Source organism: Heyndrickxia coagulans 36D1, from assembly GCF_000169195.2.
Taxonomy (GTDB): domain Bacteria; phylum Bacillota; class Bacilli; order Bacillales; family Bacillaceae_C; genus Weizmannia; species Weizmannia faecalis.
Genome location: NC_016023.1, coordinates 2645170 through 2665199, shown reverse-complemented (window position 1 = coordinate 2665199; position 20030 = coordinate 2645170). Strand labels below are relative to the sequence as shown.

Annotated in this window: 19 protein-coding genes and 1 other annotated feature; of the genes, 5 read left to right on the top strand and 14 right to left on the bottom strand. The window is 47.7% G+C overall.

Annotated features, from left to right (window positions below; translation table 11 throughout):
- Positions 1-19 precede the first annotated feature (19 nt).
- On the top strand, positions 20-331 hold the full coding sequence (locus BCOA_RS29850) for a PepSY domain-containing protein (RefSeq protein WP_014097678.1): 312 nt from the start codon (positions 20-22) through the stop codon (positions 329-331).
- A 1252-nt stretch (positions 332-1583) separates the two neighbouring features.
- Here the strand turns inward: BCOA_RS29850 and BCOA_RS29845 are convergent.
- Both BCOA_RS29845 and trmB read right to left on the bottom strand, forming a co-directional pair.
- Positions 1584-2438, bottom strand: coding sequence for a YtnP family quorum-quenching lactonase (locus BCOA_RS29845; protein ID WP_014097677.1), 855 nt, complete (start codon positions 2436-2438; stop codon positions 1584-1586).
- A 499-nt stretch (positions 2439-2937) separates the two neighbouring features.
- On the bottom strand, positions 2938-3600 hold the full coding sequence (gene trmB, locus BCOA_RS29840) for a tRNA (guanosine(46)-N7)-methyltransferase TrmB (RefSeq protein WP_026104491.1): 663 nt from the start codon (positions 3598-3600) through the stop codon (positions 2938-2940).
- Positions 3601-3754: 154 nt separating this feature from the next.
- Between trmB and BCOA_RS29835 the strand changes: the two genes are divergently transcribed.
- On the top strand, positions 3755-4033 hold the full coding sequence (locus BCOA_RS29835; RefSeq protein ID WP_026104490.1) for a YtzH-like family protein: 279 nt from the start codon (positions 3755-3757) through the stop codon (positions 4031-4033).
- A 146-nt stretch (positions 4034-4179) separates the two neighbouring features.
- On the opposite strand, the gene BCOA_RS29830 is transcribed toward BCOA_RS29835, so the two are convergent.
- From BCOA_RS29830 to thpR, 3 genes are all read right to left on the bottom strand, one after another.
- The gene (locus BCOA_RS29830; RefSeq protein ID WP_014097674.1) at positions 4180-4971 is read right to left on the bottom strand and encodes a phosphotransferase family protein; all 792 of its coding nucleotides are present in this window, start codon (positions 4969-4971) and stop codon (positions 4180-4182) included.
- Positions 4972-5361: 390 nt separating this feature from the next.
- The gene (locus BCOA_RS29825) at positions 5362-6309 is read right to left on the bottom strand and encodes an NERD domain-containing protein (protein WP_014097673.1); all 948 of its coding nucleotides are present in this window, start codon (positions 6307-6309) and stop codon (positions 5362-5364) included.
- 12 nt (positions 6310-6321) lie between these two features.
- Positions 6322-6891, bottom strand: coding sequence for an RNA 2',3'-cyclic phosphodiesterase (thpR, locus tag BCOA_RS29820; protein ID WP_014097672.1), 570 nt, complete (start codon positions 6889-6891; stop codon positions 6322-6324).
- 151 nt (positions 6892-7042) lie between these two features.
- On the opposite strand from thpR, the gene BCOA_RS35400 reads away from it, so the two are divergent.
- On the top strand, positions 7043-7210 hold the full coding sequence (locus tag BCOA_RS35400) for a hypothetical protein (RefSeq protein ID WP_014097671.1): 168 nt from the start codon (positions 7043-7045) through the stop codon (positions 7208-7210).
- A 50-nt stretch (positions 7211-7260) separates the two neighbouring features.
- Here the strand turns inward: BCOA_RS35400 and dat are convergent, their stop codons facing one another.
- Both dat and pepV read right to left on the bottom strand, forming a co-directional pair.
- Positions 7261-8127: a D-amino-acid transaminase gene (gene dat, locus BCOA_RS29815; protein ID WP_014097670.1), complete on the bottom strand. Its 867-nt coding sequence runs from the start codon at positions 8125-8127 to the stop codon at positions 7261-7263.
- A gap of 92 nt (positions 8128-8219) precedes the next feature.
- Positions 8220-9638, bottom strand: a complete 1419-nt coding sequence (gene pepV, locus BCOA_RS29810; RefSeq protein ID WP_014097669.1) for a dipeptidase PepV — start codon at positions 9636-9638, stop codon at positions 8220-8222.
- A gap of 797 nt (positions 9639-10435) precedes the next feature.
- Here pepV and BCOA_RS29800 point away from each other — a divergent pair.
- Positions 10436-10657: a DeoR family transcriptional regulator gene (locus BCOA_RS29800; protein WP_014097668.1), complete on the top strand. Its 222-nt coding sequence runs from the start codon at positions 10436-10438 to the stop codon at positions 10655-10657.
- Positions 10658-11286: 629 nt separating this feature from the next.
- Here the strand turns inward: BCOA_RS29800 and BCOA_RS29795 are convergent.
- The 7 genes from BCOA_RS29795 to BCOA_RS29765 form a co-directional block, all read right to left on the bottom strand.
- On the bottom strand, positions 11287-12912 hold the full coding sequence (locus BCOA_RS29795; protein ID WP_014097667.1) for a putative polysaccharide biosynthesis protein: 1626 nt from the start codon (positions 12910-12912) through the stop codon (positions 11287-11289).
- A 247-nt stretch (positions 12913-13159) separates the two neighbouring features.
- Positions 13160-13345 carry a sporulation protein Cse60 gene (locus BCOA_RS29790; RefSeq protein ID WP_014097666.1) on the bottom strand — a complete coding sequence of 62 codons (186 nt, stop codon included), beginning with the start codon at positions 13343-13345 and terminating at the stop codon, positions 13160-13162.
- A 53-nt stretch (positions 13346-13398) separates the two neighbouring features.
- Positions 13399-13902, bottom strand: coding sequence for a hypothetical protein (locus BCOA_RS29785; RefSeq protein ID WP_014097665.1), 504 nt, complete (start codon positions 13900-13902; stop codon positions 13399-13401).
- The gene (locus BCOA_RS29780) at positions 13883-14368 is read right to left on the bottom strand and encodes a hypothetical protein (RefSeq protein WP_014097664.1); all 486 of its coding nucleotides are present in this window, start codon (positions 14366-14368) and stop codon (positions 13883-13885) included. Before BCOA_RS29780 ends, BCOA_RS29785 begins: the two co-directional genes overlap by 20 nt.
- Before the next feature lie 124 nt (positions 14369-14492).
- Positions 14493-16907: a leucine--tRNA ligase gene (gene leuS, locus BCOA_RS29775; protein WP_014097663.1), complete on the bottom strand. Its 2415-nt coding sequence runs from the start codon at positions 16905-16907 to the stop codon at positions 14493-14495.
- Between the two features lie 68 nt (positions 16908-16975).
- Positions 16976-17181 (bottom strand) — a binding site (T-box leader).
- Between the two features lie 54 nt (positions 17182-17235).
- Positions 17236-18423 (bottom strand): MDR family MFS transporter, encoded by a 1188-nt coding sequence (locus BCOA_RS29770; RefSeq protein WP_014097662.1) that lies wholly within the window; start codon positions 18421-18423, stop codon positions 17236-17238.
- A 343-nt stretch (positions 18424-18766) separates the two neighbouring features.
- Positions 18767-19042: a YtzC family protein gene (locus BCOA_RS29765; RefSeq protein ID WP_014097661.1), complete on the bottom strand. Its 276-nt coding sequence runs from the start codon at positions 19040-19042 to the stop codon at positions 18767-18769.
- 374 nt (positions 19043-19416) lie between these two features.
- Between BCOA_RS29765 and BCOA_RS29760 the strand changes: the two genes are divergently transcribed.
- Entirely contained in the window at positions 19417-19989 is a 573-nt protein-coding gene (locus BCOA_RS29760) for a class I SAM-dependent methyltransferase (RefSeq protein WP_014097660.1), read from the top strand.
- Positions 19990-20030: the final 41 nt, after the last annotated feature.

The window sequence follows — 20030 nt, the reverse complement described above, 5'->3', positions numbered from 1 at the left end:
AGGAAAGGATAGGAGAAAGATGAATTGGAAAACTTTTATCGCCGGTATCGCTGTGGGTGCAGCCGCCGGGTATGCCGTCAATGAAACATTGCACCGTACTGTTAGCGTATCCGCCGAAACCGTTCTTGCAAAAGTTAAGAAAGCGTTTAAAGAAAACGGTCCGATTGACGGTTCCTGGATTCAAATGACAGAGGAAGATTATGAAAAGTACCCGTTTAAAACGAGGGTCTATAAGGGCGGGGTTTCGCTTACAAAAGACGGAGAGAAGAAGCAGTACGAATTTATTGCCGACGCCAAAACCGGTACCGTCCTCGATGTCTATCCGATTTAACAGAAAAGCAAATCCGTTTTAAACCGGCTTGTGCCGGATGGCTGGAAAAGCAGAATCCTTTAAGGCTGGCTTTTCTCGCCAGCTCTACAGGATTTTGCTGAATGGTAACCGGCTCTGTTTCGGAGATCCCGGCTTAGGGCTGGCTTTTCTTGCCGGCTCTATGCGGGAAAGCAGGATAAGCTACTGCTATTTTTAAACTGGCACCCTTCGGAATATTTTATTGGAAAGCAGACGCGCCCTATGTGAAGGGAGATCCTCAATTTTTCGCGCTTCCTTAACGTAGACGGGCTCTAGGTGAAAAAAGGCTTTCGTTTTTGCGCGCTTCCTTCACGTAGACGCCCTCTAGGTGAAGGAAGAACCTCATTTTTGCGTGCTTCCTTCACGTAGACGCGCCCTATGTGAAGGAAGGCCGTCTTTTTTCCGCGCTTTCTTAACGTAGACGCCCTCTAGGTTAAGGAAGACCCTCAATTTTCCGCGCTTCCTTAACGTAGACGGGCTCTATGTGAAGAAAGACCTTCGTTTTTCCGTGCTTCCTTAACGTAGACGGGCTCTAGATTAAGAAAGCGCCTTGTTTTTGCTTGCTTTCTTAATGTAGACAGGATCTATGTAAAGAAAGGCCATCTTTTTTCCATGCTTCCTTAACGTAGACGCACTCTATGTGAAGAAAGACCTTCGTTTTTCCGCGCTTCCTTAACATAGACGGGTTCTATGTTAAGAAAGGCCTTCGTTTTTCCATCCTTCCTTAATGTAGACGCCCTCTATGTAAAGCAAGAGCCTCGTTTTTGCTTGCTTCCTTAACGTAAACGCCCTCTATGTAAAGAAAGGCCGTCTTTTTTCCGCGCTTTCTTAACGTAGACGCACTCTAGGTTAAGGAAGATCCTCAATTTTTCGCGTTTCCTTAACGTAGACAGGCTCTAGATTAAGAAAGCGCCTTGTTTTTGCTTGCTTTCTTAATGTAGACAGGCTCTAGGTGAAGAAAGGCCCATCTTTTTTCCGTGCTTCCTTAACGTAGACGCACTCCATGTAAATCCCGCGCTTCCTCACATTTTTAAGCCGGCCCTTTGCTGGATGGTTGTTCATTTAACAGGATAAGATGCATTTCGATGTGAAATTTAAAACGGCGCGTTCTCGTTACCGGGTCGGTTTAGCAGGAAAGCCGCAGGGGTTTATGCCATGCAAAAATCGGCACGGATCTTTTCCCATACGCGGCAGTAAAAAACGGTGGACCTTTTGTTCACCGTTTTTTACCACTTTATACGGGCATTTTTTCACGTTCCACTTTTTCTATCATATTCCCGTCCGTATCCCACTTCAGCGCCCGGTAGACAGCGTCGTGGTAAAATACAAACCAGGCATTGTCCCGGATCGCCTCTTCAATCCATTTCTGTTTTTGAAAAATGGAGGTCATCGGGTAATCATCATAAGCCATCACCCAAAGCGGGTTGCGGTGCGCGTGCGTCGGCAAAAGATCTGCCATATGGATCCATTTCTCGCCGCCGGACTCCGCCATTACAATCGCATGCCCGTCACTGTGCCCGCCTGTATGTACCATCCGGACTTTGCCTTCAATGGTAACCTCTTCTTTAAACGTTTGCACCTGATGCTGGATTGCTTCCCAGTTTTCCTTCCAATACGTGCTTTTTGAACGGATATTCGGGTGACGCATTTCGTCCCATTCCGTTTCAGATACATAGATGGCGGCATTTGGAAATGAAGGGACATATCCATTTGTATCATCTGGCATGGTCAAGCCGCATGCATGGTCAAAATGCAAATGCGTCATGAGCACAATGTCGATATCCTCCCGTGTCAACCCGAATGCGCTTAATGAACGGTCGATCTGCGACTCCTCTGTGACGCCGTAATTCCGCTTCTGCTTGTCTGTCAGTTTTCCGTTGCCAATCCCGGACTCAATGAGAATGTTTTTCCCGTACAGCTGAAAAAAGATCGGGTCTGTCCGAAGTTCAATCTGGTTTTTTTCATTATATGGATATTTCCGCGACCAGAGCGGTTTCGGAACAACGCCAAACATGGCACCGCCATCCAGATGCGTGACGCCACCATCGAGCCAGTAAAGTGTCATTTCACCGACTGTTAAATGTTCCATTCTTCTCCCTCCTGTAATCGGTTTCAATTCATTATATTCGCCACCATTTCCCATTTTTCCTGCCTGTGTCGCGTTGTAAAAAAGGCGATCCTGCCTGTCCGCTTTGCCCTGTGGTGTTTCCCCGCCAATTCTGTAATGCAAAAAATTGAAAATGCCGTTCCCTTTTTCCCCAGCCTGTTCCGTAATGTAAAAAACTGAAAATGCTGTTGCGTTTTCCCCAGCCTGTCCCTCCTTGCAAAAAATCGAAAATACCGGTCCCGTTTTTCTCAGCCTGTTCCGCTTTGCAAAAATTGAAAATGCTGACCCCTTTTTTCCCAGCTGTTCCGACTTGCAAAAAAGGAAAATGCCACTCCCATTTTCCCTGCCTGCTTCGCTTTGCAAAAATCGAAAATACCGGTCCTGTTTTTCCCAACTGTTCTGCGTAGCAAAAAATTAGAAATCCCGTTCCCGTTTTTCCATGTCTGGTGCACGATGCAAAAAAAAGCGCCCCGCACTGCCATTATCCTTGCAGTGCGCCGGGCGCGTTGCGGTATTTTGCCTCACAGCGGTAAATGCGCTGCCCTTGTGCGGAAAACTTTTCTTCATATTCTGTCATGACATTGCCGGAAAAATCACTGCGATGCAAATCAAGGCTGATATTTTTTAACTGCAGGCCATATTCCGAAAAACTTTGCAGCGAGTATTCAAACAGACCTTGGTTGTCCGTTTTTAAATGAATTTCCCCGCCGTCCGCCAAAATGTCTTCATACAGCTGCAAAAAAGTGCGGTATGTGAGTCGCCGTTTTTCATGGCGTTTTTTTGGCCACGGGTCGGAAAAATTCAAATAAATCTGTTCGACATCGCCTTTTGCAAAAAATTCCCGCAGCTTTGCACCGTCCACATTTAACAATTTTACATTCGGGCGGTTTTTTTCAATCAGTTTATCGAGTGCAGACACGATCACGCTCGGCTGTTTTTCGATCCCGAGAAAATTGATTTCGGGATGCTGTTCCGCCATTTCAGAAATAAACCGGCCTTTCCCTGTTCCGATTTCAATATGGAGCGGGTTGCCGTTTCCAAACAGCGCCTGCCAATGGCCGCGCCATTTTTCCGGGTCAGGTACGACGAATTGCGGGTACTTTTTTAATTTTTCTTCCGCCCACGGCTTATTCCGTAATCTCATAAAAACACCCCAACTTATATTTTTTGGCAAAAGCCTGGCCTATCTGCATAAAAAAAGAGACAGGTTAAACAATAGAGTATGTATGGAGGTACCGGTGCAAGGCCTTCATGCACATGTCAACAGCTGCATATCTCTAGTGAAGGATGTGTTCCACTTGGCACTCAGCCATCGCGACCAGTTAACCTTATTAACGGATATTTTGTACGATCATCAAACAGACTGCTGCGGATCTGTTTCGGAATGTGAACAATTGGAAAGGCTGGTCAAATCATTGCTCGTCAATCCGGCTGTCGCAAATGATATGAAACAAACGCTGACAGATGTGTACAGCTACAGCCAGGCGGGAAAATATGCCCAGCATTTGGACGACCATATTGAAGCCCACCAAAACAAGCTCGGGGAATGGGTTGACCAGCTGAACACCTATTTTTAAAGAATGAAGAGCGGCAAAAAGAAGAGGAACCATCACCCGGTTTCTCTTCTTTTTCGTTCGAAACCGGTACACTTTTTTCGCTGCAAGCCCTCAACTGGCAGTTTCTCTAAAAAAGAAGACCCAGGCAAACGCGATGCAGCCTTCTTTTATTTTTTCACGCCGCCATGCACGTTCTGCAAAAAATCAAGCCAGCGTTGCATTTCTTCGTACCGGCCTTTTTCTTTATGCCAGCAAATCATCACAATCGCTTGGTAAATGGTGTGCCATTTCATCCGGAGCGAAAGGCTTGCGGTCATTTTCGTGCCGTATTGCAGCAACCACCTTTCCCAATTTTCGGGCGGAATGTAGGCGTACAGGAGCATGCCGATGTCCATCGCCGGATCGCCGATCAGCGGGCCGTCCCAATCGATCAGAAACAATTCATTTTCGTTTGATAAAAGCCAGTTGTTATGATTGATATCGCCGTGGCAGACGACACAATCCCCGTATGCAACGTTCGGCTGTTCACGTTCGAGAAATTCAAGGGCATCCAGAACACCTGGTGCATCGGGCCATTCCCCTTTTGCGCCGGATTTAAGATCATGCAGCATGTTTTCAGGCTTCATCGATTCCAGCCCGAGCCTTTGCAGCATCGTTAAAAGCGGTTTTGAATCGTGAATTTTTTTCAGCATCTTGGCAACGCGTTCTTCTTCCATTTCGTAAGGCTTTAGTTCCCTGCCCTCCACCCACTGCTGGGCCGTGATGGTGTCGCCGTTTTCTAGCCTTTTCGTCCAGACAAGCTTCGGGACAATGCCTTCAGCGGATAACACGGCCAGAAACGGCGATGAATTCCGTTTTAAAAAGAGGGATTGTTCCTGGTATTTGGCATAGAAGGCTTCTCCTGTCGCCCCCCCTGCCGGCATGATCTCCCAGCCTTTTCCTAATATATCTTCCAACATGTTCACCTTCAAATTCAGTAAGTCAACCTCACACCGATGAAAAAACAGCGATATCCCTGTTATAAAGCCAGGAAAAGTAGGATTTGTAAAAAAGTAAAAATGCCATTCCATTTTACACAAAACATTGACGCGGATTCTTCCTGTTTGCTGAAAAATCCGCAGCTGCCGGTTTTTTCACTCGGCAAACGGAGACAAAAACAAAAAAAGACAGCTATTGGCAAGTATCATTCACAATAGCCACCTTTCAGTAAATTTTATCGCTTTTTGACTTTTTTCGTCAAGCGTAATTTTGGTTTAACCCGGGGCCGGATTTCCCAGAAATATTGAAATACCGGTAAGGCGGCTGTTTGTACCGAAAATTTTCCAATGTTTGCAGGAAAAATTCCCGCTCTATTCCCCGGCGCCGTCACGGGCAGCCTCGTTCGTTCCGGCACTTTTTTTGTCCAGGCATTCGTTAAGCAGCACTTGGGCCGACTTCAGTTGCATATATTTAAACGGTGAGCGCAAATTTCGCTGTTGCCGGAACCATTCGACATGCGGGCGTTTGTCAAGAATATGGAGGCCATCCGGCGCATCCGGCCATTGAATAAACCCGTTCCGGCAAATGAGCGCCCTTTCGACCGGAAAGGTGATATCATGCCGTTTCAGAATGCTGCGCACGATTTTTTCCGTCCGCGCGAGGGCAATGGCCGGATTTAAAATATTTTCTTCGTTCCCGGCTGTCCGCTTCTTCCAGAAACGGCCGTTCGACCCGAAAAAGACGGCATCCTTTTCTTTTTCCACAAAGGCAATACACCATACCGCCATTGGCGAAATCAAAAGATGTTCCATTTCCAAAACGGCTTTTTTGAATGAAAAAACCGGCCGGTACATCAATAAAAATGTATCCGGAAATCTTTGCAAAAAATATTTTAAGTCCGGGTCAAAATAAAGGACGGCTGGGATTTCGGACTGTTGCAGCAAAGTGGAACTGGCCCATTTCAGCTGGAACCGGAACAGCTGGTCGAGAAATAATTTTTTTAACTGGTCTTCCGTCTCCGGCAAAAAGGCAAGCTGCGGGGCAAAATCCAATTCCCCGGGTGGCGCGTGGAAAACCGGCGCGTCCGGCTCCTCTATTTCGGCCGTATCTTTTCTTTTTAACCAGTGTTTCATGCGGGAAAGGACCTGGCGCGATTCTTCCTGCGCAGGCGCTTCCTCTTCTTCCTCCGGCCCGTTTTCCCAGTTTTCCCGGAATTTTTCCCACTGTTGTTTTTTCAGCCGGATAAACTGGTTGGTGTAGCGGATTAAGTCTGTTTCATAACGTGATACAAAGTCTTGCATTTTTAATAACTGTCCCATTTTCCTTTTCCCTTACTTCAAATTCTGTGCATCAGCTAGCCTGAAAGACTGCACGATTTCGTATTTTGGCGTTTGATGGAGATTCGTCCGGTAGAGCACGATCCGGTCTGCCGAAAAAGGCACCGGTTCAGGCGAAAACGCATCCAGCATGCCGTCAGCAAAAGGTCTGTCACCGTCCCATTTCCGCGCCAGCGTCATATGCGGGTGAAACGGTCTTCGATCAAGTGAAAAACCTGCTTCAAGGCAGCAGCCGGCCACCATTGTCTCAAGATCAGAAAGCGGCGGTGATTCCTGTATGCCTGCAAAGAGTACACGCGGTTCGTCTTTTTTCCCAAAAGTACCGAAGTGGTCGAACACAAGCGGCAGCACGTGGAATGCACCGATTTGATCTGCAATCAGCCGGTTCGCTTTTTCCAATTGCGCCTCTTCTGCCGCTCCCAAAAAGGCAAGGGTAATATGAAGATCATCGCGGTGCACCCATCGCTTAAACGGCAGGCTCCCTTTCAAGCCGGCCGTTGCCTGCTGCAATTTTTGTTTGAACGCTTCCGGCAGCAAGACGGCATAAAAATAATGGTTTGCCATCGCTTTTTTCGCCCCTGTCCATCGTGGTTTTGTGTTTATTTTAACAAAAACTGCCCTGCAGGTATACTGTGCAAAATCTGGTTTCCGGCATTTCCGATGTTTTCATTTTTCCGAATAGGGTATATAAATATGTTAAGGGGGGAGAGCTGGAGTGAAGATTGGCGACCATGTCATGTACAAAGGTGAGAATTGTGAAATCGTATTTATTTACAAAAGCGGGTATTGTGAACTGAAGAAGCCATTTCTTCATCAAATTGTGCTTGCCCACATGTCGGAGCTTGAACCGGCAGGAGAAGAAGAAGCCAGGCTCCAAAAATAGCAAGGGGCATTCCTTTAACCGTTCCTCCGGCTAAAGGAATGCCCCTTCTTTTATTTTGGCGCGCCCGGCACCGCTGCCGAAAGAGCATGAATCTCCCTGTCAAAAGCTTGCTGCAGTTTTAACGTTATTGCGCCTGGTGTGCCGTCTGCAACGGGTTTACCGTCAATGTCCACAATCGGCATGATTTCGGATGTCGTGCTTGTCATCAAGACTTCATCCGCCGCGCGCAAATCCGCTACCGTAAACGGCTCTTCCCGGAAAGGAATGCCTATTTTCCCGCAAATGCCAAAGACCACTTGTCTTGTAATCCCGTTTAAAATGAGGTTCGTTGCCGGATGTGTCAAGAGCACGCCGTCTTTTACGATAAATACATTCGACGACGAGCCTTCTGTCACTGTTTCGCCGCGGTGCTGGATTGCCTCATAAGCGCCGTTTTCCACAGCTTTTTGTTTGGCGAGCACATTGCCGAGCAGGTTCAGGCTTTTGATGTCGCAGCGCAGCCAGCGGATGTCTTCCGCAAGCACCGCTTTTACGCCTTTTCTCATTTTTTCAAGCGGCCGTTCCATTTCACTCGTGTATGCAACAAACGTCGTTTCGCTTGTTTCCGGAAAATGGTGTTTCCGCTTGGCAACGCCGCGCGTAAATTGCAAATAGACAATGCCTGTATCGAGGCGGTTTGCTGCAACCAGTGCTTCCAGTTGTGCCGTGAGCTGCTCCATTGTATACGGAATGTGGAGCGAAAGTTTTTCCGCGCTTTGATAGAGCCGCTTTAAATGCATTTCGCTTGTAAAAAGCCTGCCCCCGTATACGCGGACCACTTCGTAAATGCCATCCCCGAACTGATAACCACGGTCTTCAATATCAACGCTTGCTTCTCCCCTGTCGATCAGGGTGCCGTTTAAAACCAGTTTCTCCATGATGCAACCCCTTTGCCTTTTTTCATTTTATTGCGGCTTTCCCGCTCGTTCTTCTGCTTGCTTGCGGCCCGCCGGCATTGACGCAGCTAAAGTCACGCGTGCTTCCCGGCCAGTTCATAAATGGACTGTGCATAAATAGCCGTTGCTTTAAGCAAATCTTCCACATACATGTACTCATCTTTCTGGTGCATGACATCTTCGCGGCCCGGGAAAAGCGCCCCAAATGCCACACCTTTTTTAAGGGTACGTGCATATGTACCGCCGCCGATTGCCAACAGCTTCGCTTCCTCTCCGGTCTGCTCCTCATACACTTTCGCAAGCGTCGTAATCAGCGGGTCATTTTTGTCAACATAATGCGGTTTCTGATCGGAAAAATGATCAAAACGCAAGCCGTCTTCTTTTAATTTCGACACAATTTTTGTTTTTCCTGCTTCGAGATCGAAAGTAACGGGATAACGCATATTTAATCCTATGCGGCCGCCTTTTTCCTGATGATAGGACATGATCCCGATATTGATCGTCAATTCCCCTGAAACTTCATCTTTGTACCCGATGCCGAAATATTCACCGCGTGAACGGCCGAAGAACTGGTTGAGCGTTTTGATAAATTTTGCCCCGGCACGGTCAAGCGCCACATTATTTAAAAATTTTGCCAAATAAAGCCCCGCGCTTTTTCCGTTTTCCGGTTCCGCACCATGGGCCGAAACGCCTTCCAGTTTTAAAATCAAAACGCCGTCGTCCACAAAATCCTGCCCGCGAAGTCCGGTTTCCTTTTGAAAATCCTGGAATTTTTGCAAAAGTTCCGTCTGCTCGCCGTGCGTGACAATGCGTGCCTCCGCATAATCTGGCACCATATTGTAGCGGCGCCCCGATTCAAAAGAAAGCAGTTCCGCCTGCCCCGTATTTTCCGTTTTTTCCGGATCCTGGATGATGTCAAAATCGGCAATTCCTTTTTCTGCGTAAATAATTGGGAAGTCGGCATCCGGCGAAAACCCGATGGCCGGCATTTCCTCGTTTGCAAAATAGGCGTCCATGCATCTCCAGTTGCTTTCTTCATCTGTGCCGACAATGAGGCGCACCCTTTTTTCAAGCGGCACCCCGAGTTCTTTTACAATTTTCATGCCGTAATAAGCCGCCATTGTCGGGCCTTTGTCGTCGCTTGAGCCGCGTGCATAAATTTTCCCGTCTTTGACTATGCCGCTGTACGGATCAACTGTCCAGCCGTCCCCCTCCGGCACCACATCGACATGCCCGAGGATCCCGAGAATGTCTTCTCCTTCCCCCATTTCAAGGTGCCCGGCGAGATTTTGCACATTTTTCGTTTTGAAACCGTCTTTTTCACCGAGATCGAGCATATATTGGAGTGCCTCCCTGACGCCTTGCCCGAGTGGTGCTTCTTCTGTTGCATTTGCTTCATCGAGGACACTTCTGATCTGCAAAATCCCTTGAAGGTCGCGGATCAAATCCTCTTTCCTTTTTAATACTTCTTCCATCCAGTGGATATCGGCCATTTTTGTCGCTCCTTTACGTTGTCATTCGTTCTTTATTTTACTTCTTTTTCCATTGATTATAAAATGAATTGATATTTTTTGCCGGCCGGGGAATGAAAGACAAAAAGGGAGACGGGAAACAGCATATGGTCTTTCTTTGGAAGGATGAAGGACAAAACATAGGTCGGGGAAGCGGCATATTGTCTTTCATCGGCGGGATGAAAGACAAATCAAAGGTCGACAAGCGGAATATTGTCCTTCATAGGCGTGATGAAAGACAAAACACGGGCCGGCAAACGGCGAATTGTCCTTCATAACTATGATGAAGGACAAAACATGGGCCCGCAAACGGCGAATTGTCCTTCATAACTATGATGAAGGACAAATCACCTCCCAGCAAATAGCTAAATGTCTTTCATCGGCATGATGAAGGACAAAACGGATGCCGGGAAACAGCTAAATGTTCTTCATCAGGGTGATGAAAGACAGAACGTGATGCCGGGACCGTCGAAATGTCCTTCATCGGGCTGGTAAAGGCCATCCCCTCAGCCGAATAGCGGCAACCCAGGAAAAGGCCGGTAAAAAGAAAGCGCTACCAATAGTGGTTATAAACTTAACGGGCACAACATATGGTGTAAACAAGAGCTGATATATTTGTCAATTCAGGCAAAAAGATGTACAATATAATTGTCTGACATCTTAGAAAAAAATTTTAGAAAAAGGAGTTGTCCGAACGGCACGCATATTCCTGTAAGCTAAACATGTTGTAAAGCTGTTTGTCGTCTTTGTCTTTGGAAAAAAGATGAGGGAGTGGTATTTTGAAACCATCAACAGACCGTATGCTTACTCGTATTAAGTCAATTTATGTGTTTATTAAAGAGAAAGGGACTGTGACAACCCAGGAACTGGTAGATGAGTTCGGCATCACTCCTCGCACCATTCAAAGAGATTTGAATGTGCTGGCATACAACGACTTGGTCAAAAGCACACACAGGGGGATTTGGACAACAACAAGCAAAAAAGTTAAGATGTCATCTTAGAGAAAGAAACAAATTGTTTTTTTGGAAAGCGGCAGCGGAGACATGCAGTGCCGCTTTTGGCATGTTTAAGGGCCGTTTATCCCTGCCATTTACAACCTATTCCCGCAGGTTCAATACTCCTCACCTGCTCATCAGTTTCGCTTACCCTGCACCCAAATAGGCAACCCCTCCTTCAGGTGTTGACAACTAACCCGGAAAGTTTATCCACTAAAATGGAGTGCAGCCTTTTTCTCCCGCTTGCAATCTCTGCTCATACACGTTGAAATCTGACATAAGAAAACTATCCGGTTAAAGTGGTTCAACTTTTTACCCGCGATTTCAATCCCTGCTTTCACGCGTTAAACCCTGATACAGGTCAACTATCCGCTTAAGAGGGTTCAGCTTTTACTCTCGCTCACAATCCCGCTTTCACGCGTTGAACCCCACCGCCGGAAAACTATCCGCTAAAATGGGATCCAGCTTTTTTCTCCCGCTTACAACCCACGGCTAAACGGTTGAACAGCCGAAAACGCCAGGAAGTTCGGCTTTTTACCGCCACTTGCAATCCCGTCAGCCATACACAACTTTATCCCGCATCTTGCCCGCAAGCCTTACATTGCGCTTCCTGTTGCACAAATCATCCCGTCTGCTTACCGCATATGCAACCTTGCCTTCACGCGTTGAATCCTTACGCCGAACAGCTTGTCCGCAAGTTTCGATTTCAGGCCAAGGTAGGCATAAACAACCGCACCGGCCGCGGCGCAAATCACAACAATCAGCAATGCCTGCCACCTTGAAGAAGGCGAAAGCACAAGTGTGAGCCCTTTATAAACAGCACCGACCACCGCCAGCATGACAGCATTAAAAATCAAAATCAGGATCGTGCGCCGGATCACCGTCCGATACGGATAGGCTGCGAAAATTTTGATCACAATAAAGCTGATCAGAATCGACGCTGTATACCCGATTGCCGTGGCGTAGACCGCGCCGAGAATCCCAAACATTTTGATCAGCGGGATATTCAGGCTTAATTTTAACAATAGCCCGACGAGCAAGCTTAAAATCGTCCAGCGCTGCTCATTGACCCCCTGCATGATCGCCGCTGTCACGGAATAAAGCGAGAACAAAATGGCAACCGGTGCATAATGCATCAGCACGCTGACCGAGACGGCGTTATCCGTATTATAAAAAATCGCAAAAATAGGCTTGGCCAAAAGCGACATCCCAAGCGCAGCCGGCACCGTAATAAAAAGCAGCACCTGCAATGTCTGGTCAACAGATCGGACGAGCATATCGCGCTCCCTTTTTGCGAAAGCTTCCGTAATCATCGGAACAAGTGTCATGGAAAAGGCGGTCGCAAGGGAGACCGGAATAATGACAAGCTTGTGCGACTGGAAATTCAATATCCCGAGCTGCGTCTGCCACATTTTCCCGAGCCCGACCGCTTCCATACCGCGCTTCACTGTCAGCTGATCAACCATCTGGTAAAGCGAATTGGCGATCCCGACAAATACAAACGGCAAGGCAGAAAGGATGATTTCTTTATACAACGTGGGAATCGAAACATGCATTGTGCCTTTGTCCTGTTCAAGCAGCCGGTCAAGATGCGGTTTTCGTTTGAACCAGTACCAAATGAGCACAAACAGGCTCGCCATCCCACCGACAAATGCGGCAAATGTCGCCGCGCTGATGGCGGACACGATGCTGCCGTGGAGCATATGTAAAATCACGTAAGCACCGATCAGCATAAATAAAATCCGGACAACCTGCTCCACAACCTGGGAAACAGCAGAAGGCCCCATTGACTGGTGCCCCTGGAAAAAACCGCGAATCAGGCTCATCACCGGAATAATGATCAGCGCAAAACTGACCGCCCGGATCACCACCGTCACGTCGGCTTTTGAGAAAACCTGAGCCTCCTGCTTACCGGCCATCGCCAAATCCGTAAAATACGGGGCAAAAACATACATCACAAGAAAGCCGGCAATACCGGTCCCAATCATTAAATACATGCTCGACCTGAACAGCTTCCGGCTGACTGCATATTCTTCAAGCGCATTGTATTTTGCCACATATTTTGCGACAGCAAGCGGGACGCCTGCCGTGGAAATGCTAATAAAAATATTGTAAGGGACATACCCGAACTGGTAGAGTGCCTCCGGTCCTGATCCGCCGATGATCGCATCAAACGGAATCACATAGAACACCCCGAGAATTTTCGAGATGATCGTCCCAAGTGTTAAAATAAATGTGCCGCGCAATAATTTTGAAGACATAAAATCCCTTCCCGCCCGAAATGATCTTCCGGCCGCCCCTGATGCGGACGGGCCTTTTTTCACACACTATAATGTAGTGTACCGCGAACATACCCGCTTGACAATTTTTTTATGAAGAATTTTTTCCGCGGACAGGTGGCGGGATGGATGGCAGTTGAGACTGCAGCTACCATGGATCATCTTTTACAATCGTGTGGACGAAAAAAAGCAGAGCGGGGCAAAAAAGTGAGCGTCCCCACACTCCGCTTTATTTATGGTACAAAATCATTGCAGAGAAGCAATAAATCTGGTCATCCTCTGCCGGCTCCACCATGGCAGCAATATTATATTTGATGTCAATCAGTTTATCTTCCTCTATTTTTTCCAAAAACGCATTCATGCTTTCCTCGAGATCCTTTTCATGTTCACAATCGAAAAGTTTGACCTGTACCATTTGTGATTCCTCCCCGTTTCTTTTATGTCTATTGTCTCCAATTTCAGAACATTTTAATCAGTCACTTCCATTTTTAAAATCCAATTTGCATAAGCATAAAATATCGGAAAGATGAAGCAATAGGCAACTAGCGAATGAAAATTGTTCCATTCCTTCAAATAGTGGAACACGCCAAACTTAACAGCAATGGTCTCCATCAAACACGTAAAAACGATCCAGGCGAGCAAATAAAAAAACACGTTGCGTACAGAGCGGAGTCGCGCCCGAAAAAAACGCTGCACCGTAATAAACAAATAGCCGTACAAGGTAAAAACAGGTAAATAAATAATGAAGTCAAAAAGCTCGAGATCAGGCGAATCAAATGTGTTGTATAAGTTTAAAGGATGCATCGCGCTAAGCACTTCATCCGCAAAGCAGGCCATTGCTGTAAAAAACAGCCCGTTCGCAAGTCCTGCTTTCCATGAAACGGCTTTTGGCAAGAGATACAGCGCCAGCATCAACCCTGCCAAGGCGGCAAGGGTAAAGATTTCATTCTCGTCAAATTTTTCCGGAAGCATGCCGGTGTACCTCCTTTTTCCTGTCCAACCATCTATAGAGCGCATCGCCTACGTGTAAAACCGCAAGATCAGTGAAGAAGAAAGCAAGGACATACCGCCATGACCATCCGTAGGTATACAGAATTTGTAAAAAATCAAGGATGGCGACATAACCTGTAAAAACAAGGAAAAAACATGCTACTGTCAGTGTTTTCCGGCCGGACGTCCGTGACAGGTGAAACACGTGCAAATACAGCAGAAACAAAAGGGGCACCTCGAACAGAACAAGCAACCTGGAAATATAGAACATCGTTGTATGGTGATCATGAACAAAGTGCAGGTTCATTTCCAGTATCCTTAAAAAATTGATTGTCCAGAAGTATAGCCATAAGTAAAGCAGCAATGATTTCATTTTTTCTGCCTCAAACAGCGTGCGGGACAAATAGGCCAGCCCTGCCCCTGCCAAAAGTGAAAATAAAAGAACCATCTTTTTTCCCCTTTTTATGGTTGATAATCCTAGTTTGCCATTTCACAAACAAATTATGAATTTCACGCATAAAAAACGGGGCTTACGGCCATTTCACCGTAAAGCCCCGTTTTCCGGAAATCCATCAGTTTGCCACAATGTTGACGAGTTTGCCCGGTACAGCAATGATTTTGCGAATCGTTTTTCCTTCCGTAAATTCCTTGATTTTTTCATCCGCAAGCGCGAGTTTTTCCATGTCCTCGCGGCTCATGTTGCGGTCGATCTTCACTTTGTTGCGCACTTTGCCGTTCACCTGGAGGACAATTTCCACTTCATTTTCGATGAGTTTTGAAGCATCAAAAGCAGGCCATGCTTCATATGTGATCGTGCCGCTGTGGCCGAGTTTTTCCCACAGTTCTTCGGCAATATGCGGGCAAAACGGCGACAGCAGCTTGACGAAGCCTTCCACATACGTTTTCGGTATCACTTCCGCTTTATAGGCATCGTTTATAAACACCATTAATTGCGAAATGGCCGTGTTAAAATGAAGGGCATCGATATCTTCCGTCACTTTTTTGACCGTCAGATGATACGTTTTTTCAAGTGCCGGATTGGCCTTGTCCTGAATTTTTTCTGACAGGCTGCCGTCTTCATTCACAAACAGGCGCCAAATCCGGTCAAGGAAGCGGCGGGAACCGTCAAGGCCGTTCGTCGACCACGGAATCGATGCATCCAAAGGGCCCATGAACATTTCGTACAGCCGGAGCGTATCGGCCCCGTGCGACTCGAGAATGTCATCCGGATTAACGACATTGCCGCGCGATTTGCTCATTTTTTCATGGTTCGCGCCCAAGATCATGCCTTGGTTGAACAATCTTTGGAATGGTTCTTTCGTTGACACCACCCCGATATCGTACAAAAATTTATGCCAGAAGCGGGCATACAGCAAGTGCAGCACCGCATGCTCGGTTCCGCCGATGTAAAGGTCAACCGGCAGCCATTTTTTCAGCTTTTCCGGATCGGCAATCGCTTTATGATTTTTCGGATCGATGAAACGGAGGAAGTACCAGCAGCTTCCCGCCCATTGCGGCATCGTGTTTGTTTCGCGCCGGCCTTTTTTCCCTGTTTTCGGATCGACAACATTGACCCAGTCTTCCACATTCGCAAGCGGTGATTCACCTGTTCCGCTCGGTTTGATTTCCTTCATTTTCGGCAGCATGAGTGGCAGCTCTTCTTCCGGCACGGCCGTTATGGTCCCGTCTTCCCAGTGGATGACCGGAATCGGCTCGCCCCAGTAACGTTGGCGGCTGAACAGCCAGTCACGCAGGCGATATGTCACTTTCTTCTGTCCGATCCCTTTTTCTTCAAGCCACTCGATCATGCGTTTAATCGCTGTCTGTTTATCCAGCCCGTTTAAAAATCCGGAATGGACGTGTTCACCGTCACCGGTATAGGCTTCTTTTTCAACGTTGCCGCCTGCGACGACTTCTTTAATCGGCAAATCGAATTTGCGGGCAAATTCATAGTCGCGTTCGTCATGGGCCGGCACCGCCATGATTGCGCCTGTCCCGTAGCTCATTAATACATAATCGGCAATCCAAATTGGCATTTTTTCGCCGTTCGCCGGGTTCACGGCATACGCCCCCGTAAATACGCCGGTTTTGTCTTTCGCAAGGTCCGTCCGTTCGAGGTCGCTTTTTAATTGCACCTCGGCAATGTAAGCCTGAACTGCATCGGCCTGCTCAGCTGTTTTGATTTTATCCACAAGCGGGTGTTCCGGCGCAAGCACGGCGTAGGTCGCCCCGAACAGCGTATCCGGGCGGGTCGTGAAAACGGTAAACGTTTCATTTGTGCCTTCAACCTGGAATGTCACTTCTGCCCCTTCCGAACGGCCAATCCAGTTGCGCTGCATATCCTTAATGTTTTCCGGCCAATCCAGCTCCTCAAGGTCTTCAAGAAGGCGGTCTGCATAGGCGGTAATTTTCAACATCCACTGGCGCATCGGTTTGCGGATGACCGGATGCCCGCCGCGTTCGCTCTTGCCGTCAATGACTTCTTCGTTTGCCAGCACGGTTCCGAGCGCAGGGCACCAGTTGACTGGCACTTCATCAATATAAGCCAGCCCCTTTTTCCACAGCTGCAGAAAAATCCACTGCGTCCATTTATAATATTCCGGATCAGATGTGTTGATTTCCCTATCCCAATCATAAGAAAACCCGATCGATTTCATCTGGCGGCGGAACGTATTGATATTTTGAATTGTGAAAACAGCCGGATCATTGCCGGTATCAATCGCATACTGCTCAGCTGGAAGCCCGAATGCATCCCACCCCATCGGATGGAGGACATTATATCCTTGCATCCGTTTCGTCCGCGACACGATGTCGGTCGCCGTATAGCCTTCCGGGTGCCCGACGTGAAGGCCTGCCCCCGACGGATACGGAAACATATCCAGGCAATAAAATTTCGGTTTATTTTCGTCTTCACCGGTACGGAACGTGTGATGCTCTTCCCAGTACTGCTGCCATTTCTTTTCGATTTTCCGGTGGTCAAAACTCATGACAGACTCCTCCTTTTTTATGTATCGACATTGACAATATAGGACGCAAAAAACCTCCCATCCCAAGAAAAAGGGACGAGAGGGTTCTCCCGCGGTACCACCCAAATTAGTGCAAGCACTCACTTTAAGTCCTTAACGCGGAATACGGCAAATACTAAAACGGGTCATATTTGCAACTCAAAGGCGAGTTCACGGGGTTCTCTGATTGGCTTGCACCTTCCGCCAATTCTCTTGTTTCAGCGCCGCCGTTACTACTCCTTGTCAACGTTCTTCTATCATTTATTCAATTTATAACCTATTTTACAGAAATTCATTCCCAGTTTCAATATTATTTTCCTGTTGCCCCAGAATGTGATTTTTCCACGAGTGGGCGGTCATACAGCAAGGCCAATAAAAGGGAAATAGCGAGAAAAATAATGAGCAATCCGAACAATGCCTTCATGCCGAATGCATCTGCGACAAACCCGCCAACAACAGGGCCAATCATTCTGCCGCATGTTGCGACACTGTTGATGATGCCCTGGTAAAACCCTTCCCGCCCTTTCGGCGAAAGCGTATTGGCAACTGCGGGCACAGCCGGCCAGACAAGCATTTCCCCAACCGTTAAAATGGCCATTGCCACTAAAAAGCCGGCAAAATGCCCGGCAAAGGCAACGACAGCGAATGACAGCATAAAAATGGCCGTCCCAACAACAATTTGCTGTTTGACTTCCGGCAAGAACCGCTTTAAAAACGGCAAAAGGAGCGGCTGGCCGAGCACGATGATCGCGCCATTCAATGTCCAAAGAAAGCTGTATTTGTTCAGCGATATATGAAGCGTCTGCGTATAAGTGGAAATCGTGGCCGTCCATTGCGTGTACGCCGTCCATGCCAGGAAATAAGCAAAGCATAACAGGATGAGTGATGCCACTTGCGCCCGTCCTGCACGTTTGGCAGAAGCAGCGGCTGTGCCCGCATATCCGGCATGTTTTTCGGCAATATTCCGGTAGCCGAAGATAGCAATCGCCATAAAAACGAGAAAAAGTGCAAGATTCGCTGCAAAAATAAGGTCAATGGAATAAGAGGCAATCACACCGCCCAGCGCGGCACCGAGTGCAACCCCGATGTTGTTGGCGACATAGATGGCATTGAACGCTTTTCTCCCTCCGCCTTTCCAAGCCGCGCCCGCCATTGCAAGGATCGCCGGGCCGATCATGCCGGAACCGAGCCCGATGGCACCGAGGAAAAATACATAATCCGGCCAAGCGTGGTTCCATGTCAAGCCGGCAAGCGCCCCGGCAGAGATCAAGCCACCCAGTATTACGGAACGGTAACCTCCGATTTTATCATGCAAATATCCACCCAAAAGACTGCCGATGACGCTTGTAAAATTATTCAGCATGAGCACAAGCCCGGCGATAAACAGCGATTTACCGAGATGATCGTGGATATAGATTGAATTTAACGGCCATAAAAAAGAAGCGCCAGTCATGTTGACAGCCATGCCAATGACAAGCAGCCACACAGTTTTTGGCAAAATGAATGCCCCCCTGCTAATGAATCGATCAAAGGAAATTGTAGGGGTTTTTCCCGACAGTTACAAGCATTCTTGCAAAATATAAATATTATGGCAATTCCCCGTCCTCTACTTGATCCAACATTTGCATTAAAAGCGGGATAAGGCCCGTGCCCTATCCCGCTTTCATGAATCCGCCCGGCTTTTCTTGTTGTTTTTCCTAAATTTTCTGTGCCGAAACCGCTCCTACATGTCCGTTGTTCCCGTCGGATTTTTCGCCGTGATGTTTGCCTGGCTTTTCCGTTTTCCCCATTTGCTTATTGAGCATTTTGCCCCAGCAAGTTTCCGGCTTACGTTTTTCCAATTACATGGTCGGTTCATGTTCCTGTAAAATCATCTCGTTTTGCAGCTGCTGAATCACAAGGCGCATACGGTGGAGGCGCTCACGCTGCTGGGAGTTGGCACTGATCGCCAATTTGCAAAGTTCATTATAGGCTTCTTCCAGCTCTGTTAACGGTTCCGAAAAATCATAATAGCCGTAGTTTTCCTGGCGGTTGCCTTCCGCAAATTGCTCACGCGCCGATTGAACGGCTTGCTCGCAACGGTTGATACAATTTTCGACTGCTTCCCGTGTGGCCATCACGATTCCCCCCTTTATGCTTTGAAGCGTGCAGGCTTCATTTGTATAATGCCCCGTGCAGAAAAAATGTTTCCCCAGCGCATTGGGAGTTTCTTCCCGACAGCTCGATTTAGAATCCGAGCCGCCTTTGCACCCGCACCCGTTCATGGTAAAATGCAAAAGGAGTGCGCTGCATAAAGACGGTTTTTTACCATTTTGGGGCGCGAGCCTGTATGTCTGAAGAATAAGAACGATTTTGCCGTGTCCATTCCGGTATTCGAATGGAAAGCGCTGAAAAATATGATTTACATGGGGCACATTTGCCTTTTCACAGTAAAAAAACAGGCGTTCAACTTTCGCCTGTAGACCAATCAATAAATGGAGATGCTGCAAAGATGAATATGCTTCCTGTTCTCTCATTTGCTCATTTACTTTTAGAAAAAGCTGTAAAGAGCGGCGGTTTTGCCATTGACGCAACAGCCGGGAACGGGCATGATACTGTATTTCTCGCCAAACGGGTTGGAGAAGGTGGAAAAGTGTTTGCTTTTGATATCCAGCCGGAAGCGGTGAGGCGGACAAAGGAACGCCTGGAGAAAGAAGGCCTCGTTACGCGCGCCGAACTTTTCTGCACCGGCCATGAACATGCCAGCGAATGCATCCCGGCAGCGCTGCATGGCAAGATCAGCGGAGCGGTTTTCAATTTGGGCTATTTGCCGGACAGCGACAAAACGGTCATTACCCGGCCGGAGTCAACCATTGCCGCACTCGAGCAGATTTTTTCCATGCTTGAAACCGGCGGGATCATCGCAGTTGTGGTTTACCACGGCCATGAAGGCGGCGCGTATGAACGTGACCGGCTCCTGGATTATGTAAAACAGCTCGATCAGAAAAAGGCGCATGTGCTCCGGTATGAATTTCTCAACCAGGCAAACCATCCGCCTTTTCTTATTGCTATTGAAAAACGATAACGAAGGATCGATTGGTTCGGATTCAAAACATAACGGGAACC

Coding starts and splice junctions, on each gene's coding strand:
- BCOA_RS29780 (WP_014097664.1), bottom strand. CDS start 14,368: ATGGTTCTTTTATTTTCACTTTTGGCAGGGGCAGGGCTGGCCTATTTG.
- BCOA_RS29845 (WP_014097677.1), bottom strand. CDS start 2,438: ATGGAACATTTAACAGTCGGTGAAATGACACTTTACTGGCTCGATGGT.
- dat (WP_014097670.1), bottom strand. CDS start 8,127: ATGGAGAAACTGGTTTTAAACGGCACCCTGATCGACAGGGGAGAAGCA.
- BCOA_RS29790 (WP_014097666.1), bottom strand. CDS start 13,345: ATGGTACAGGTCAAACTTTTCGATTGTGAACATGAAAAGGATCTCGAG.
- pepV (WP_014097669.1), bottom strand. CDS start 9,638: ATGGCCGATATCCACTGGATGGAAGAAGTATTAAAAAGGAAAGAGGAT.
- BCOA_RS29830 (WP_014097674.1), bottom strand. CDS start 4,971: ATGTTGGAAGATATATTAGGAAAAGGCTGGGAGATCATGCCGGCAGGG.
- trmB (WP_026104491.1), bottom strand. CDS start 3,600: ATGAGATTACGGAATAAGCCGTGGGCGGAAGAAAAATTAAAAAAGTAC.
- leuS (WP_014097663.1), bottom strand. CDS start 16,907: ATGAGTTTTGACCACCGGAAAATCGAAAAGAAATGGCAGCAGTACTGG.
- BCOA_RS29760 (WP_014097660.1), top strand. CDS start 19,417: ATGAATATGCTTCCTGTTCTCTCATTTGCTCATTTACTTTTAGAAAAA.
- thpR (WP_014097672.1), bottom strand. CDS start 6,891: ATGGCAAACCATTATTTTTATGCCGTCTTGCTGCCGGAAGCGTTCAAA.
- BCOA_RS29825 (WP_014097673.1), bottom strand. CDS start 6,309: ATGGGACAGTTATTAAAAATGCAAGACTTTGTATCACGTTATGAAACA.
- BCOA_RS29785 (WP_014097665.1), bottom strand. CDS start 13,902: ATGCTTCCGGAAAAATTTGACGAGAATGAAATCTTTACCCTTGCCGCC.
- BCOA_RS29850 (WP_014097678.1), top strand. CDS start 20: ATGAATTGGAAAACTTTTATCGCCGGTATCGCTGTGGGTGCAGCCGCC.
- BCOA_RS29765 (WP_014097661.1), bottom strand. CDS start 19,042: ATGGCCACACGGGAAGCAGTCGAAAATTGTATCAACCGTTGCGAGCAA.
- BCOA_RS29795 (WP_014097667.1), bottom strand. CDS start 12,912: ATGTCTTCAAAATTATTGCGCGGCACATTTATTTTAACACTTGGGACG.